Genomic DNA, 14,237 nt, shown 5'->3' with positions numbered 1-14,237 from the left:
GTCACCAGTCCTTCATGGAGCCGTCGAGCTCACGGGCGATGGGCAGGTAGGCCTGCTTGTACGGGAACTTGGCCGCCGCAGCTTCATCCACCTGCACGCCGAGGCCGGGTTCGTCGCCGGGGTGGAGGTACCCGTCCTCGAAGCGGAAGCTGGAACGGAACACCTCTGAAACCAGGGGGTCGTAGCCCATGTATTCCTGGATGGCGAAGTTGCTGGTGGCCAGGCCAAGGTGCAGCGAGGCGGACAGGTTGATGGGCGAGACATCCGAGGGTCCGTGCGGGGCTCCCTTGATCTGGTAGACCTCGGCCAGTGCCAGGATCTTGCGGACGTGGGAGATGCCTCCGGCGTGGACGACGGCGGTCCGGATGAAGTCGATGAGCCGTTCCGTGATGAGCTGTTCGCAGTCCCAGATGGTGTTGAAGACTTCGCCGATGGCCAGCGGGATGGTGGTCTGCTGGCGGAGGGTGCGGAGCAGCCGCTGGTTTTCGGCCGGCGTCACATCTTCGAGCCAGAACAGGTCCACGTTCTCGAGGGAGCGTGCCAGGCGCGCGGCTTCGGTGGGGTTGAGCCGGTGGTGGACGTCGTGGAGCAGCTTCAGCTCCGGTCCGACGTGCTCCCGGACGGCCGAAAGGATCTTTGGGGCGTGGCGCAGGTAGGCGGAGGTGTCCCAGTCCTCTTCAACCGGTCCGGCGCCGCGGCCGGCTGGTTCGTAGCTGGCGGCGCCCTTCGTGACGCCGTAAACCTTGTCCAGGCCGGGAACGCCGGACTGCGCGCGGACGGCCCGGAAGCCCTGTTCGCGGCGCTGGTCGACGGAGTCCAGCAGCTCGGGAAGGTCCCAGCCCGTGGCGTGGGTGTACGTGAGGATTTTGTCGCGGGCGGCACCGCCCAGGAGCTGGTAAACGGGGACGCCGAGGGCTTTACCCTTGATGTCCCACAGGGCCAGGTCGATGGCCCCGATCGCAGCCATGGTCACCGGTCCGCGCCGCCAGTAGGCGCCGCGGTAGAAGTACTGCCAGGTGTCTTCGATCCTGTCGGCGTCCCTGCCCAGCAGTGCCGGGGCCAGGTGGTCGCGCAGGTAGCTGGCCACTGACAGTTCGCGGCCGTTCAGGGTTGCGTCGCCCCAGCCGACGATACCGTCGTCGGTGGTGATTTTGAGGGTGACAAAGTTCCGGCTGGGGCTGGTTACCAGCACGTCGACGTCGACGATTTTTCGGGTCATCGGGAGATCACAACATTCTTGAGTGGTTCGTTCTTGGAGAGGCGGGTGATGTTTTCGGCGATCTCCCGGGCGCGGCCGCGGAAGGTTTCGGCCGTGACGCCGGAGGAGTGCGGGGTCATGATGATGTTGTCCAGACGGCCGAAAGGCATGGTGGATGGCTCGCCGCGGCCGTCGGGGCCCGGGTACCGGTACCAGGTGTCGATGGCGGCGCCGGCGATCCGGCGGTCCTTGAGTGCCTCGTAGAGCGCAGTTTCGTCGACTATCGGACCGCGGGCCACGTTGACCAGCAGCCCGTCCGGACCAAGGTCGTCGAGCTGTGCGGCACCTACCAAGCCGGTGGTCTCGTCTGTCAGCGGGATGCTGATGACCAGGATGTCTGATTCGCTGAGCGCCTCGGCCAGCCGGTCGGTTGAGCCGGTCCAGCGGAGCGAATTCGCCAGCGGATCCACCGTGCCGCTGCGGGTGATGGCGATGCCCTCGGCCCCGAAGGCCTGCAGCAGGTTCCAGGCGGCGCTGCCGATATGGCCGAAGCCAAGGAACGTCACCACGGCTCCGCGCAGCGTTTCCGGCTGACGGATCTCCGCAGAGTAGACGGAAGAAGACCATACTCCCGTGCGCAGGGCGGCGTCCTGTCCTATCAGGTTCCGTCGTAGGGCTACGAGCACCGAGGCGATGTATTCGGCAATGGAGCTTTCGTGATGGAACGTGTTGGCGCAGACTGCTCCGGCCGGCAGTGCGCCGGCCTCAATGCCGTCATAGCCCGCACCCGCCACATGGACCAGACGGACGTTCGGCGCTTCCGCGCCCATGGCTTCAGTGAACCTCGGTCCCACGTAGACGTCGGCGCCTTTGAGGTCCGTGAGAACGGAGTGTTCGTTCCAGCTGTCGTGCCAGGATGCGGTTGCCCCGTCTGGTAATGCGGCCTCGAAGGTGGTTCGTTGGGACATCAGATTGGGGTCGGCGATGACTATTCTCATGATTACTTTCCCTGGATTGCGTGATCTGCGGTGCGTGCGGCGAACGTGGAGCCGCGCACGATGAGCTGTGAGCTGAGGTGGACCGCCTCGGTGGCAGTCGGCTTCCCGGCCACCTGCTCGAGGAGGAGTTCGAGTCCCAAGGAGCCGCTTCGCTCGATGGGAACCCGGATCGATGTGAGCCCGGGTTCGGCGGCTGCAGCGATATCCAAGTCATCGATGCCCACCACGCTGATGTCCTCGGGGCAGTGATAACCGAGCGAGCGAGCCCCCGCGAGCATCCCGATGGCCACGAGGTCGTTGTAGGCAATGACGGCGGTGGCGCCGCTGGCGACCACAGAGGCTGCAGCCGCGAGCCCGCCGTCGACCGTTGCATTCTGGTTTCCCACAGTGACCAGTTCAAAGCCCCGTTCGGCGCAGAAGCGGGTGATGGCTGCGAGCCGCTGGCCGTTGGCCCAGGACGAGGCCGGTCCCGGAATATAGGCAAGTTTGCGGTGGCCAAGGGCGTGGAGGTGTTCCACTGCTTGGCGCAGGCCTTCTCCGGCGTCCATCAGCACACGGGCTGCGTGATCGGCTTCGCCGTTGATGACCACGAGCGGCGCGTTGCCCACAAGCTGGTGGATCTGGTCCGAGGGCAGGCGGGGGGAGCAGAGGATGATGCCATCTACGCCGGCGGCCAAGGACTCCAAGTGCTCGCGTTCGCGTGAGGAGGATTCGGCTGTGTCGGCCAGCACCATGCGGTGGCGGCCGTGCCAGGCCTGGTTCTGGATGGCCTTGATGAGGGCTGCGAAGACGGCGTTGGAGATGTCCGGCACTATGACGCCGAAGGTCCTGCTGCCGGTGAGTCCCGGGACGTCGTAGCCCAGCTCGGTGGCTGCTGCCATGACTTTTTGCCGTGTGTCCGCTGCCAGCCGTCCTGGATCCCCGAACGCCCGGGACGCCGTTGCGAGGGATACCCCTGCCAGTTTTGCGACGTCCGTGAGTTTTGCCGACATCAGTCCTCCAGTTGCCTCGTTGAAACTCTTCCCCTCAAGTATGGAAAGAGTTGTACAAGTTTGTCAATGATTTTCCATGATCTGCGTCACCCGCATCCATGGGCGCGGCGCTGGATGATGACCGCTCGTAAGGCAACTCAGCCCGGTCCGGGGACAATGGAAGCAAGCCCAACGAAACGAGAACATCATGACCACCCTCAAGGAACGCCTCCACGGCGACGTTGTTATCCACATGAAAGACAGGAACAAGGTGGCGCTCACCACGGTGCGCAACGTCCTTGGCGAGATCGAAACACGTGAGAAGTCCGGCAAGACCCCCGTCGAACTGGACGACACCCAGGTCACGGCGCTGCTCCAGAAGGAAGCAGCCAAACGCCGCGACACCGCAAAGATCTACACCGAAGCCGGGGAATCCGACCGGGCTGCCGCCGAAATCGCCGAAGCCGAGGTCATCGAGGCCTACCTGCCCAAAGCCCTGACCCGTGAAGAGGTCGAAGCCATCGTCGACGATGCCATTGCAGGGCTCAAGGCCGACGGCCAGGAACCGTCCATCCGCCAGATGGGGGCCGTCATGAAGCCGGTCACCGCCAAGGTCGCCGGACGATTCGACGGGAAGACCGTCAGCGAGATCGTCCGGAGCCGCCTCGCCTAAGTCCCCGCTGAACGCCTTGCACACCAGCTGACCGAGCCTGCTCTGGTGCGCGCGGGCCAACGGGACGAGAATGGGCTCGTGCTTCCCCCTCTAGCCCGTGGCGGGAACGCCGACGAGATGAACGCCGACGCCCGAAAGATTCAGCGCATCTACCTCACGTTGACGCTGGGCAATACGGTTGCGGCCTCGTTCATCTGGGGCATCAACACCCTGTTCCTCCTGGACGCCGGGCTCAGCAACCTTGAAGCCTTCGCCGCAAACGCGTTCTTTACCGCCGGCATGGTGCTCTTCGAGGTGCCCACCGGCGTAGTTGCCGACGGCTGGGGACGCCGCGTTTCATTCTTGCTGGGCACGGTGACGCTGGCCGGGTCGACCTACCTGTACTACGTGCTCTGGCAGCTTTCGGCCCCGTTCTGGGCATGGGCCGTAGTTTCGGTTTTGCTGGGACTGGGATTCACGTTCTTCTCCGGCGCGGTCGAGGCCTGGCTCGTGGACGCGCTGAGGTTCTCGGGCTATGAAGGCGGCCTGGAGGCGGTGCTCGGCCGTGGTGTGATGGTCTCGGGCGTCGCGATGCTCGTCGGATCGGTGGCCGGCGGCGTGATCGCCCAGGTCACTGACCTCGGCGTGCCGTTCCTGTTGCGCGTGGGAGTGCTCCTGGCCATGTTTGTTGTTGCCTTTTGGCTCATGCACGACGTCGGGTTCACGCCGGAGCGCTCCACCCACCCACTGCAGGCGACCCGTGCCGTTCTCGCCGCCTCGATCGAGAGCGGTTTGAAAAATCCGCCGGTACGTTACGTGATGCTGGCCGCGCCGTTCAGCGCCGGCGTCGGGATCTATGTGTTCTACGCCCTGCAGCCGTACCTGCTCCAGCTCTTCGGCGACCCGCGTGCGTACTCCGTGGCGGGCCTGGCCGCCGCCATCGTTGCCGGAGCCGAAGTGCTCGGCGGATGGGTGGCCCCCCGCATCCGGCGCCTGGTCCGCAAACGCACCACAGTGCTGATTCTGAGCGGCGGCGTCAGCGCAGTGATCCTGGTGGTGCTCGGGTTCACCCAGGTGTTCTGGGTGGCGCTGGTGCTGTTGGCGCTCTGGGCGCTGGTCGACGCGGCGGGCGTCCCGGTCCGTCAGGCCTACCTGAACGACATGATCGCCTCGAAGCAGCGCGCGACAGTCCTCAGCTTCGACTCGCTTATTGGATCAGGCGGCGGCGTGGTGGTCCAGCCGCTGCTCGGCCGGGCCGCCGATATCTACGGCTACCCGGCCTCGCTGGCGATCGGCGGCGTGATCCAGCTGATCGCGGTGCCGTTCCTGCTGGCAAGCCGCCGGCAGGGACCCCCGGCCGACCTGGCCAGCGCCGCCGCCGGCGCGACGAACGCGGAGTCCCCGCCGCCTTAGCGTCGTATCCGACGCAACTAGCTGCAGAGCTGTCCGAACGTGCTGCCGGCCTTCTGGTAGTCAGCTGTCAGCGTTCCCAGCTTCCCTTCGTCGGGGCTCTCTTTCGCGGACTCGTCGGCCCATGCCACGATCGCTTCGACAGAGGGCTTCAGCTCATCCGAGGCGACACTGATGATCGGGCGAAGCCGGTTGGCGACGAGGTTCATTCCGGTCTTGCCGGCGCTGGCGCTTGGGTTGGACACAACGATCTTGATCCGGTCGCAGGTTTGTTCGGTAGTCAGTTTCGCCGGTGCCGAGCACGCGGACGCGGAGAGGATGAGGCCGGCGGCGAGCAGGGCCGTGGTGAGTTTCTTCATGGTTCCCTTGTTAGATGCTGGAGGTTCGATTGTAAGCAGATCCCTCTGGGCACGCCGTCTCATCACGTCGTCGATGACGGACCCGGCAATTCAGGTAGCCCTCCGATGCTGGCGAGGTCGTGCCGGCAACGGCCGCACTGAATGTGCGGGCGCGCTGCCCAGAATCGAATGGCACGGGCCGCATCCCAGTGAGCATCTGGCACCTACGGATCTGGCGTTGAAGGAACTCGTGCTGCGCGGCGTTCCGCCGCAGGCACTCGACGTGCTGAACCTGCCGTCCATTCACACGGGCCCTATCGACGACGTGCAGGATGCGCCGGTCAGTGCGACGCTGGAGTCACCGCGCGGCCGGGTGGTCCTCGATGCGTGGCACACTGCTGGCTGAACGGCGGCGAAGCTGGGGGAAGCGCTCAGGAGGGGAATTCCTCCCCGGGCGGTGTGGTTCCAGCAGTATGCCCTTTCCCCGGATCTCCATTCTTGACCGTGCCAACTCCCTGGACGGGTCCACTGCAGCAGAATCCCTGAACCTGGTCCTGGAACGCGCCCAAAGAGCTGAGGAACTGGGTTACCACCGCTTCTGGGTGGCAGAACACCATGCGGTGCCGGGCATTGCCGGCTCCGCTCCGGCAGTGCTCATGGCCGCCATTGCCGCGCGGACCAGCACCATCCGGGTCGGTTCGGGTGGGATTATGCTCCCCAACCACCAACCCCTCGTGGTGGCAGAGCAGGCGGCCACCCTGGAGGCCCTTCATCCGGGGCGCATCGATCTGGGCCTTGGCCGGTCAGTGGGATTCACCCCGGCAGTCCGGAGCGCGCTGCGCGCGGGGAAACCTGAGGCGGAGCGGTTCGAAAAGGACCTGAGCCAACTCCTGGAATACCTCGCGGGCTCTGCGCCCATCACTGCACGGCCACGGAACGACTCGGCAACGCCGGTGTTCGTGCTGGCCAATGGTGCGGATGCCGATATTGCGGCCCGGGCCGGCCTGGGTGTGGTGCTGGGCGGCCCGGCCGTGTTTGGCGCGCATCAGGGCGGACAACTGCCGGTGCTGGAAAGGTACCGTGCCCGGTTCCGTCCGTCACGATGGTTCGACAGGCCCTTCGTCATGATTTCCGCGAACGTGGCAGTGGGAGCGAGCCGGCAGATCGCACGGGAGCTGCTGTTGCCCGAAGCCGTTGCGCTTGCCCGTTCGAGGTCAACGGGAGAATTCGCCGCGCTGGCGCCGCTGGGTCCGGAGGTATGGAACCGACTGACCGCGCGGGAGCTGGAAGCCGTCGAAGGCAGCCTGTCCAACTCCGTCTACGGTACGCCCGCCGAAGTCCGGTCCCAGCTCGAGCGCCTGTTCACAGCGTCCGCTGCCGACGAGCTGATGGTGACCGGCGGTTCCTTCAACGTCGCAGGACAGATGGAATCGGACCGGCTCCTGGCCGGAATCTTCCCGGCGGAAGGCCAGAAGGCCTTCCGGGAAACCGACGCTGAACGGCTTCTGCTCCGCTGACCCGGCCCTGCGGGAAAGTGTTGAAGGTGGCACTGTCGCGGAGTAACGTGACCATCACCCCTCAAGCTCGCATCACCCTGACTCGGGAGCGACCATGCCTAATGTGAGAAGTCGATTTGCCGCCCTCACGGCGGCTCTGGCAATGAGTGTGACGAGCGGCGCGGTCGCTGCTCCGGCGTTCGCCGATCCGGGGGACGGCGTTCCGCACGAGATTAAGAAGACCGCAACCGCCACCGGGTACGGCGGCGCGGTGAGCACTGTGGACCCGGAGGCATCCGCAGCAGCTATCGAGATCCTCCGCGATGGGGGTAACGCGGCGGACGCCGCCGTCGCCGCTGCCGCGACCCTGGGCGTGACCGAGCCGTACAGCGCCGGGATCGGCGGCGGCGGCTACTTCGTCTTCTACAACGCAAGGAACGGCAGGGTCGGCACCATCGACGGCCGTGAAACCGCGCCGGAAGCCATGCCGAATGACGCTTTCATCGACCCCGCGACCGGCGAGCCGTACAACTTCACACCCGAGCTCGTTACCAGCGGGGTGTCTGTTGGCGTTCCCGGCACGCCGGCCACGTGGGAGCGGGCACTCAAGCGCTGGGGGACCTTGGACCTCGACGATGCCCTGGAACCTGCCATAGACGTTGCGACCCGCGGCTTCCTGGTCGACGAAACGTTCCGTCAGCAGACCCTCGACAACAAGGTCCGCTTTGAGGCATTTACGCCGACCAGCAGCCTCTTCCTCCCGGGCGGCGACGCACCCGCCGTCGGAAGTGTCTTCAAGAACCCCGACCTCGCCGCTACATACGAACTTCTCGCGGACAAGGGCACGCGCGGCTTCTACCGCGGCCCGCTCGCGGAAGAAATCGTTGCCGCAGTCCAGGCCCCGCCGAAGTCGGAGACCACGACGCTGCCTGTTCCGGCCGGCCACATGACGACGAAGGATCTCGCTGCCTACCGCGCCTTGGACCAGGCGCCCACGCATGTGGAGTACCGCGGCCTGGACGTTTACGGCATGGCGCCCTCGAGCAGCGGCGGCACCACCGTGGGCGAGGCGCTGAACATCCTGGACACGTCCAATCTTTCCGAGATGTCCAGGCCCGCGGCCTTGCACCACTACCTTGAAGCGAGTGCGCTCGCCTTTGCGGACCGCGCCAAGTACGTGGGCGACCCGGCGTTTGTCGACGTCCCCACCGAGGAACTCACCGATCCGCTGTTCGGCAAGGAGCGCGCATGCCAGATCAACCCGGCGGAGGCGGCTACCAAGCCCGTAGCACCGGGGGACATCTCCTCGTACGACGGCGCGTGCCCGGCGGCCGCTGCGGCGCCCGCCGATGAGAAGGACACCGAGAACATCTCGACCACCAACCTGACGGTCGCGGACAGGTGGGGGAACGTGGTGGAGTACACGCTCACCATCGAGCAAACCGGCGGCTCCGGAATCGTCGTCCCCGGACGCGGATTCCTACTCAACAACGAGCTCACCGACTTCTCCACCGTGTACAGCCCCACCGACCCCAACCGGATCGAGCCGGGGAAGCGTCCGCGCTCCTCGATGTCACCCACCATCATCCTGAAGGACGGTGACCCGTACCTCGCCCTCGGTTCCCCCGGCGGGTCGACGATCATCACCACTGTCCTGCAGACCATCGTGAACCGCGTGGACCTGGGCATGAGCATCTCCGATGCGGTTGCGGAGCCGCGTGCGGCGCAACGGAACGCAGCGAAGGTCACGGCGGAGCCTGGGTTTATCGAGGCCTACGGAAGCCAGCTCACGCCGTACGGCCACGCGTTCACTCCGTCGGGTGATGCGTTCACTTCGGCAGCAGAGATCGGTGCGGCCACCGCCATCGAATTCCTGCCGGACGGGCGCATGGTCGCTGCTGCCGAGCCCGTACGGCGCGGCGGCGGCTCGGCAATGGTCGTCAATCCGTCGAGGTGAGCTGGCGCGGCCGGCGTTCCGGACCGTGGCTGCGGGAGTAGGGTATGCCCTAACTGACGAAGGGGTCCACATGAGCTACAAATTCCGCACAGTCCGGGTTCGCGGCACCGACCTGGTTGGAACCATTGCGCGCAAACACGGGAGCGGGGCCGATATCTACGAAACCTCAAAGGACCCGAGCACCTCAGTTGTTCCAGTGTTCTTCCCGGCAACCGGCGAAGTCCGATTCTTCGACAGGTCAATGCTGGAGGACGTCGTGACGCCCGTCGGCGAGCACCCATGAGGCAACCGCTGGGCTGTCCCCGCTGGCTCGGGCCATAGTAGGTCGCAAGCAGGCGGCCGCAATGTCATCCACTACCAGATCGCCGGCGGACTGATGGCGGGTTGCGATTACCTGTGCCGGACCGTTCCGGGCCGGACCATCCGCCTACCTATATCCGGGGAGGTGCATCAGCGTCCATAATGGCGATATGAACGCCGGGGAGACTCTGAGCAGGCCGTTGATGCGGCCGCGAAAACTCCCCGACAGTCCGGGTGCATCGCAAATTAGCGACAGCCGGGTGCCGGGCAGAGCCGGCAATGCCGCCCTCGCAGGCGCCGCCTTCGGGGCGAATATCTCCATCCCTCAACAAAGGAGAACTCATCATGCTCAAGGATCGTGAGGTCGCCGCGGTGCTCCCGGCCAAGGACATCGCCAGGGCACGTGATTTCTATCAGAACGTGCTGGGACTCGACGCCCCGGACGTCATGGACGACCAAAACCTGATGTACCGCTGCGGGAACGGAACGACATTCCTGCTGTACCAGACCGACAACGCCGGCACCGCGAAAAACACCCAGATGGGCTGGAGCACGGACAACATCGAAGCCGAGATGGAAGAACTGCGGGGCCGCGGCGTCACCTTTGAGGAATACGACTTTCCCGGCCTGAAGACTGAAAACGGCATCGCCACCAATGCCGTCGGCAAAGCTGCCTGGTTCCTGGACACCGAGGGCAACATCCTGAATATCTTCCAGAGCCAGTAGCCGTAGTTCCCTGCAGGTGGTGCTCCTGGGCGGCGCTCGGCGTTCCGGCAAATTTGCCCGGGTCACGCCTCGCGCCAGAGGCAGGGGCACCACACTGCGGCGGCGGCCGCCGGGGCAGCGGCAAGGGACACCCGGCAGCGGGCGCGCGTGCTGGCTCGGGTTCGAGGGTAGCCTGTCAGCAGGAAGCCCTCCTTACCTGGACCCCAAAGGAACCAAAGATGCGCCTGCGCCTTGCCATTCTTGATGACTACCAGTCCGTCGCCCTGGACTACGCGCCGTGGGAACAGCTTGCGGCCGAGGGCGTCGAGGTCACTGTCTTCACCCAGCCATTTCGGGACGACGTCCACACCGTCTCGAGCCTGCGGGACTTCGACGTCGTCATCGCCATGAGGGAACGGACCGCCTTTGGCCGCGAACGGCTGCGGCAGCTGCCCGGGCTGAAGCTGCTGGTGACCACCGGGATGGCCAACCAGTCCATTGATCTCCAGGCGGCGGAGGAACAGGGCATCATGGTGTGCGGCACCGGAGGTTCGCCGGCAGCCGCCCCGGAACTGACCTGGGCCCTGCTGCTTGCATTCGCCCGCAGCATTCCGTTCGAGGACCGACGCCTGCGCGCCGGCCGGTGGCAGTCCACGGTCGGCTTTGAGCTGGCCGGCAAGACCCTGGGGGTGCTGGGCCTGGGCAAAATCGGGACCCGGATCGCGGGTTACGGCCAGGCTTTCGGGATGGACGTCATCGCCTGGAGCCCCAATCTCACCGACGAGGCAGCATTGCAGGCCGGCGCCCGGAAAGTGGGCAAGGACGAACTCTTCCGGGATTCGGACGTGGTGTCGGTGCATGTGCGTCTTTCGGAGCGCTCCCGCGGTGTCGTCGGCGAGGACGAACTCCGCCTCCTGGGGCCAACAGGCGTTCTGGTCAACACTGCCCGCGGCCCCCTTGTCGACGAGGACGCCCTGGTCCGCGGACTGACGGAAGGCTGGCTGGGCGGCGCCGCCCTGGACGTCTACGACGTCGAACCGCTGCCCGCCGGGCATCGCCTGCTGTCCGCCCCCCGGACCGTTCTATCGCCGCATCTGGGGTACGTCACGGAGCAGAGCTACCGGCAGTTCTACGGCGGCGCCTTCGAAGACGTGCGGGCCTGGCTCCAAGGCAGCCCGATCCGCCTGCTGACGCCTGCTGGTACGCACCGGACGGGGCCTTCGGTGTGAGTGCAGTGCAGGCTGACCCGGCGCTCGCGGCGCCGGTAGTAACTGTCCTGGGGAGCCGGCATTCACGGTTTGCGGTGGCTACCGTTGCCGACGGCAGAGTCAGCGTCGCGGGTGCAGGTGTCGCGCTCGACGCCGGAACTGCGAGGCTGCCCGCGTCACGCTTCTGCTTGCTCCCGGCTTCCGCGGGCAAGCAGAAACGCCCGCCTGGGTAACCCCGGACGGGCGTTTCTGCTGCCGCTGGCAGATGACTGTCCGCTCAGCTGGATTCCGAGTAGGCGGGACGGCGGTCAGTTGCGGGGTGCTTGGGCGTGTGGTGGCCGTATTCGGCCAGATCCTCGTCGATATCCGTGACCTCGTCGAGGTGGATGGCGTCCTCTGCCGGCATCGGTTCCACAACCTCGCCGTTGAAGACCCGGCGGGCCCGGTCCGCGTCCAGGGTGCGGTCCCACCAGGCGATAAACAGGGTCGCCACGGCGTTGCCGGTGAAGTTCACCAGGGCCCGGCATTCGGACATGAACTTGTCGATCCCGAAGATGAGCATGATGCCTGCGGCGGGGATGGTGCCGATCGTGGTCAGCGTGGCGGTCAGGGCGATGAAGCCGCCGCCGGCGACGCCGGCCGCGCCCTTGGAGGTCAGCAGCATGACGGCGAGGAGGCCGAGCTGCTGGCCGATGGTCAGGTCGGTGTTGGTGGCCTGGGCGATGTAGAGGGCTGCCAGCGAGAGGTAGATGGCGGCGCCGTCGAGGTTGAAGCTGTAGCCGGTGGGAACGACAAGCCCGACGGTTTCCTTCTTGACGCCGGCGTGCTCGAGCTTGCGCATCAGGCCGGGGAGGGCCGGTTCGGCAGTGGAGGTGCCCAGGATGAGCATGTACTCCTCTTTGAGGTGGCGGATCATCTTGAAGATGTTCAGCTTCAGGAAGGCCATGACGGAACCGAGGACCACCACAACGAACAGGATGGAGGTGACGTAGAACAGGGAGATGAGGCCGCCCATGCTGGTGAGCGAGGAGACTCCGTACTTCCCGACAGCGAAGGCCATGGCACCGAAGGCGCCCAGCGGGGCAGCCTTCATGATGAAGCCCAGGATCTTGAACATCACGCCGGTCAGGCGCTGCACGCCGTCCAGGACCGGGGCGCCGACCTTGCCCATGGCGTTCAGGGCGATGCCGAAGACGACGGCGATGAAGATGATCTGGAGGATGTCACCTTCCACGAAGGGGCCGACGATGCTGTTGGGGATGATGTGGGTGAGGAACTGCCACCACTCCTGGTGCTGGCCGGCGTCGATGAGCTTGGCGGCGGACTCGGTGGTCTTGATGGTGCTGGCGTCAGCGTTGACGCCTTCACCAAGACGGAAGACGTTGATGGCGACGAGGCCGAAGATCATCGCGAAGATGGTGCCGACCTGGAAGTACGTGAGGGCTTTCAGCCCGGTCATGCCGACCTTTTTCAGGTCCGCGACGCTGGCGATGCCGCCCACGATGGTCAGGAACACGATGGGGCCGATGAGCATCTTCATCGAGTTCACGAAGGTGGTGCCGATGGGTTCCATGGCGATGCCGGCGGTCGGTGCGAGCCAGCCGACGAGAATGCCGACGAGAATGGCGGTCAGTACCCAGAAGTACAGCTGCTTGTACCAGCGTGTCTTGGGGGCCGGCTGCGTCGTGGCTGGGACGGCCGAGCCGGCGGTGGTGATGTGGTCCATGATTCCTACCTCGTTGTGGAATGTAACTGGAGGGTGCTTGATGAATGGGAGCATGACGTTGTGGACGGCGGCGGTGTGTTGAACCGCCGTCCACTCCGGGCTATCTACTGACCGCAGGGGTTTGTCCCGGCTGGTCGCGCGTTCCGGCTAGACGGCGGCCAGGGTGTGGGTGAGGGCCTGGATGATTGCCTCGGTGACGTCATCGGTGTTGGCTTCGCCGCCGACGTCGCGGGTCAGGTATCCGGCAGCTGTGGTCTGTTCGATGGCGGCCTCGACCAGGCGGGCTTCCTCGTGCAGGCCGAAGTGGTCCAGCATCAGGGCCGCACTGGCGATCGCACCGATCGGGTTGCTGATGCCCTTGCCCGCAATGTCAGGGGCGGAGCCGTGGACCGGTTCGAACATGGACGGGAAGCGGCGTTCCGGGTTCAGGTTGGCGCTGGCCGCCAGGCCCAGGCTGCCGGCCAGCGCGGAGCCCAGATCGGAGAGGATGTCGGCGTTCAGGTTTGAGGCCACGACGACGGACAGGTCCTCGGGGTGCAGGATGAACTTCGCGCTCATGGCATCGACCAGGACGCTTTCAGTCGCCACGTCCGGGTAGTCCAGGGCCACACGCTGGAACGTTTCGTCCCAGAGGACCATGCCGTACTGCTGGGCGTTGGACTTCGTCACGGACGAGACCTTCTTGACCGTCCGGGTCCGGGCGAGGTCGAACGCGAAGCGCATGATGCGCTCGCAGCCCTTTTCGGTGAACAGGGCGGTCTGCAGGGCGACCTCGTTGCCGGGTCCGCGGCCGCTGAGGTTGCGTCCGCCCAGTCCGGCGTATTCGCCTTCGCTGTTCTCGCGGACAACGATCCAGTCAAGCTCGGTGTTGTCGGCCTTGCGGAGCGGGGACTGGATGCCCGGGAGAAACTTTACGGGACGGATGTTGGCCCACTGGTCAAAGTTCTGCGTGATGTTCAGGCGCAGGCCCCAGAGGCTGATGTGGTCCGGGACGTTCTCCCAGCCGACGGCGCCGAAGTAGATCGCGTCGAAGTCCTTCAGGGTTTCAAGGCCCTTGGGATCCATCATCTGGCCGGTCTTTTCGTAGTAGCCGCAGCCCCACGGGAACTCGGTCCACTCGAAGGCGAACTTGCCGCCGGAGTTCTCTGCCAGCGCGTCCAGGACGCGGCGGCCGGCGGAGACGACCTCCTTGCCGACGCCGTCTGCGGGGATTGAAGCGATGCTGAATTTCTGGGCGGCGCTCATGGCCTACCTCCTCGTTGAGTCTGTTAGCAGCGT

14 protein-coding genes are annotated in these 14,237 nt (G+C 65.6%); 8 read left to right on the top strand and 6 right to left on the bottom strand.

The annotated features are described in order from the left end of the window. Position 1: 1 nt before the first annotated feature. From manD to AC1DRE_RS01245, 3 genes are read right to left on the bottom strand one after another with little or no spacing between them, the layout of a single operon-like run. Positions 2-1,219, bottom strand: coding sequence for a D-mannonate dehydratase ManD (manD, locus tag AC1DRE_RS01255; protein ID WP_476982984.1), 1,218 nt, complete (start codon positions 1,217-1,219; stop codon positions 2-4). Beyond that, positions 1,216-2,196 (bottom strand): 2-hydroxyacid dehydrogenase, encoded by a 981-nt coding sequence (locus AC1DRE_RS01250; RefSeq protein ID WP_476982983.1) that lies wholly within the window; start codon positions 2,194-2,196, stop codon positions 1,216-1,218. The genes manD and AC1DRE_RS01250 overlap by 4 nt, the downstream gene beginning before the upstream one ends. 2 nt (positions 2,197-2,198) lie before the next feature. Continuing rightward, positions 2,199-3,188 carry a LacI family DNA-binding transcriptional regulator gene (locus AC1DRE_RS01245; protein WP_476982982.1) on the bottom strand — a complete coding sequence of 330 codons (990 nt, stop codon included), beginning with the start codon at positions 3,186-3,188 and terminating at the stop codon, positions 2,199-2,201. Positions 3,189-3,375: 187 nt separating this feature from the next. Here AC1DRE_RS01245 and AC1DRE_RS01240 point away from each other — a divergent pair, with 187 nt between their 5' ends. Both AC1DRE_RS01240 and AC1DRE_RS01235 read left to right on the top strand, forming a co-directional pair. Next, on the top strand, positions 3,376-3,840 hold the full coding sequence (locus AC1DRE_RS01240; RefSeq protein WP_476982981.1) for a GatB/YqeY domain-containing protein: 465 nt from the start codon (positions 3,376-3,378) through the stop codon (positions 3,838-3,840). A 117-nt stretch (positions 3,841-3,957) separates the two neighbouring features. After that, positions 3,958-5,232 carry an MFS transporter gene (locus AC1DRE_RS01235; protein ID WP_476983327.1) on the top strand — a complete coding sequence of 425 codons (1,275 nt, stop codon included), beginning with the start codon at positions 3,958-3,960 and terminating at the stop codon, positions 5,230-5,232. A gap of 17 nt (positions 5,233-5,249) precedes the next feature. On the opposite strand, the gene AC1DRE_RS01230 is transcribed toward AC1DRE_RS01235, so the two are convergent. Continuing rightward, positions 5,250-5,588: a hypothetical protein gene (locus AC1DRE_RS01230; RefSeq protein ID WP_476982980.1), complete on the bottom strand. Its 339-nt coding sequence runs from the start codon at positions 5,586-5,588 to the stop codon at positions 5,250-5,252. 217 nt (positions 5,589-5,805) lie between these two features. On the opposite strand from AC1DRE_RS01230, the gene AC1DRE_RS01225 reads away from it, so the two are divergent. From AC1DRE_RS01225 to AC1DRE_RS01200, 6 genes are all read left to right on the top strand, one after another. Then, positions 5,806-5,973, top strand: coding sequence for a hypothetical protein (locus AC1DRE_RS01225; RefSeq protein ID WP_476982979.1), 168 nt, complete (start codon positions 5,806-5,808; stop codon positions 5,971-5,973). A 67-nt stretch (positions 5,974-6,040) separates the two neighbouring features. After that, positions 6,041-7,084: an MsnO8 family LLM class oxidoreductase gene (locus AC1DRE_RS01220; RefSeq protein ID WP_476982978.1), complete on the top strand. Its 1,044-nt coding sequence runs from the start codon at positions 6,041-6,043 to the stop codon at positions 7,082-7,084. Between the two features lie 94 nt (positions 7,085-7,178). Then, positions 7,179-9,020 carry a gamma-glutamyltransferase gene (gene ggt / locus AC1DRE_RS01215; protein WP_476982977.1) on the top strand — a complete coding sequence of 614 codons (1,842 nt, stop codon included), beginning with the start codon at positions 7,179-7,181 and terminating at the stop codon, positions 9,018-9,020. A 70-nt stretch (positions 9,021-9,090) separates the two neighbouring features. After that, positions 9,091-9,303: a hypothetical protein gene (locus AC1DRE_RS01210; protein WP_476982976.1), complete on the top strand. Its 213-nt coding sequence runs from the start codon at positions 9,091-9,093 to the stop codon at positions 9,301-9,303. Between the two features lie 362 nt (positions 9,304-9,665). After that, positions 9,666-10,046: a VOC family protein gene (locus AC1DRE_RS01205; RefSeq protein ID WP_476982975.1), complete on the top strand. Its 381-nt coding sequence runs from the start codon at positions 9,666-9,668 to the stop codon at positions 10,044-10,046. 218 nt (positions 10,047-10,264) lie between these two features. Further along, complete coding sequence (locus tag AC1DRE_RS01200) at positions 10,265-11,254, top strand: D-2-hydroxyacid dehydrogenase family protein (protein ID WP_476982974.1); 990 nt, start codon at positions 10,265-10,267, stop codon at positions 11,252-11,254. Between the two features lie 256 nt (positions 11,255-11,510). Here the strand turns inward: AC1DRE_RS01200 and dctA are convergent, their stop codons facing one another. Both dctA and AC1DRE_RS01190 read right to left on the bottom strand, forming a co-directional pair. Next, entirely contained in the window at positions 11,511-12,959 is a 1,449-nt protein-coding gene (dctA, locus tag AC1DRE_RS01195; RefSeq protein ID WP_476982973.1) for a C4-dicarboxylate transporter DctA, read from the bottom strand. 147 nt (positions 12,960-13,106) lie between these two features. Next, positions 13,107-14,204, bottom strand: coding sequence for a tartrate dehydrogenase (locus tag AC1DRE_RS01190; protein WP_476982972.1), 1,098 nt, complete (start codon positions 14,202-14,204; stop codon positions 13,107-13,109). Positions 14,205-14,237: the final 33 nt, after the last annotated feature.

It is taken from the genome of Arthrobacter sp. P4_H3, assembly GCF_056400885.1.
Note: the sequence above shows the minus strand (reverse complement) of the source record. Positions and strands in the feature narration are given on the sequence as shown.

Bases quoted from the DNA above. Each gene is read 5' to 3' on its own strand.
- dctA (WP_476982973.1), bottom strand. From the start codon at position 12,959: ATGGACCACATCACCACCGCCGGCTCGGCCGTCCCAGCCACGACGCAG.
- AC1DRE_RS01235 (WP_476983327.1), top strand. From the start codon at position 3,958: ATGAACGCCGACGCCCGAAAGATTCAGCGCATCTACCTCACGTTGACG.
- ggt (WP_476982977.1), top strand. From the start codon at position 7,179: ATGCCTAATGTGAGAAGTCGATTTGCCGCCCTCACGGCGGCTCTGGCA.
- AC1DRE_RS01220 (WP_476982978.1), top strand. From the start codon at position 6,041: ATGCCCTTTCCCCGGATCTCCATTCTTGACCGTGCCAACTCCCTGGAC.
- AC1DRE_RS01245 (WP_476982982.1), bottom strand. From the start codon at position 3,188: ATGTCGGCAAAACTCACGGACGTCGCAAAACTGGCAGGGGTATCCCTC.
- AC1DRE_RS01205 (WP_476982975.1), top strand. From the start codon at position 9,666: ATGCTCAAGGATCGTGAGGTCGCCGCGGTGCTCCCGGCCAAGGACATC.
- AC1DRE_RS01210 (WP_476982976.1), top strand. From the start codon at position 9,091: ATGAGCTACAAATTCCGCACAGTCCGGGTTCGCGGCACCGACCTGGTT.
- AC1DRE_RS01230 (WP_476982980.1), bottom strand. From the start codon at position 5,588: ATGAAGAAACTCACCACGGCCCTGCTCGCCGCCGGCCTCATCCTCTCC.
- AC1DRE_RS01200 (WP_476982974.1), top strand. From the start codon at position 10,265: ATGCGCCTGCGCCTTGCCATTCTTGATGACTACCAGTCCGTCGCCCTG.
- AC1DRE_RS01190 (WP_476982972.1), bottom strand. From the start codon at position 14,204: ATGAGCGCCGCCCAGAAATTCAGCATCGCTTCAATCCCCGCAGACGGC.
- AC1DRE_RS01250 (WP_476982983.1), bottom strand. From the start codon at position 2,196: ATGAGAATAGTCATCGCCGACCCCAATCTGATGTCCCAACGAACCACC.
- manD (WP_476982984.1), bottom strand. From the start codon at position 1,219: ATGACCCGAAAAATCGTCGACGTCGACGTGCTGGTAACCAGCCCCAGC.
- AC1DRE_RS01240 (WP_476982981.1), top strand. From the start codon at position 3,376: ATGACCACCCTCAAGGAACGCCTCCACGGCGACGTTGTTATCCACATG.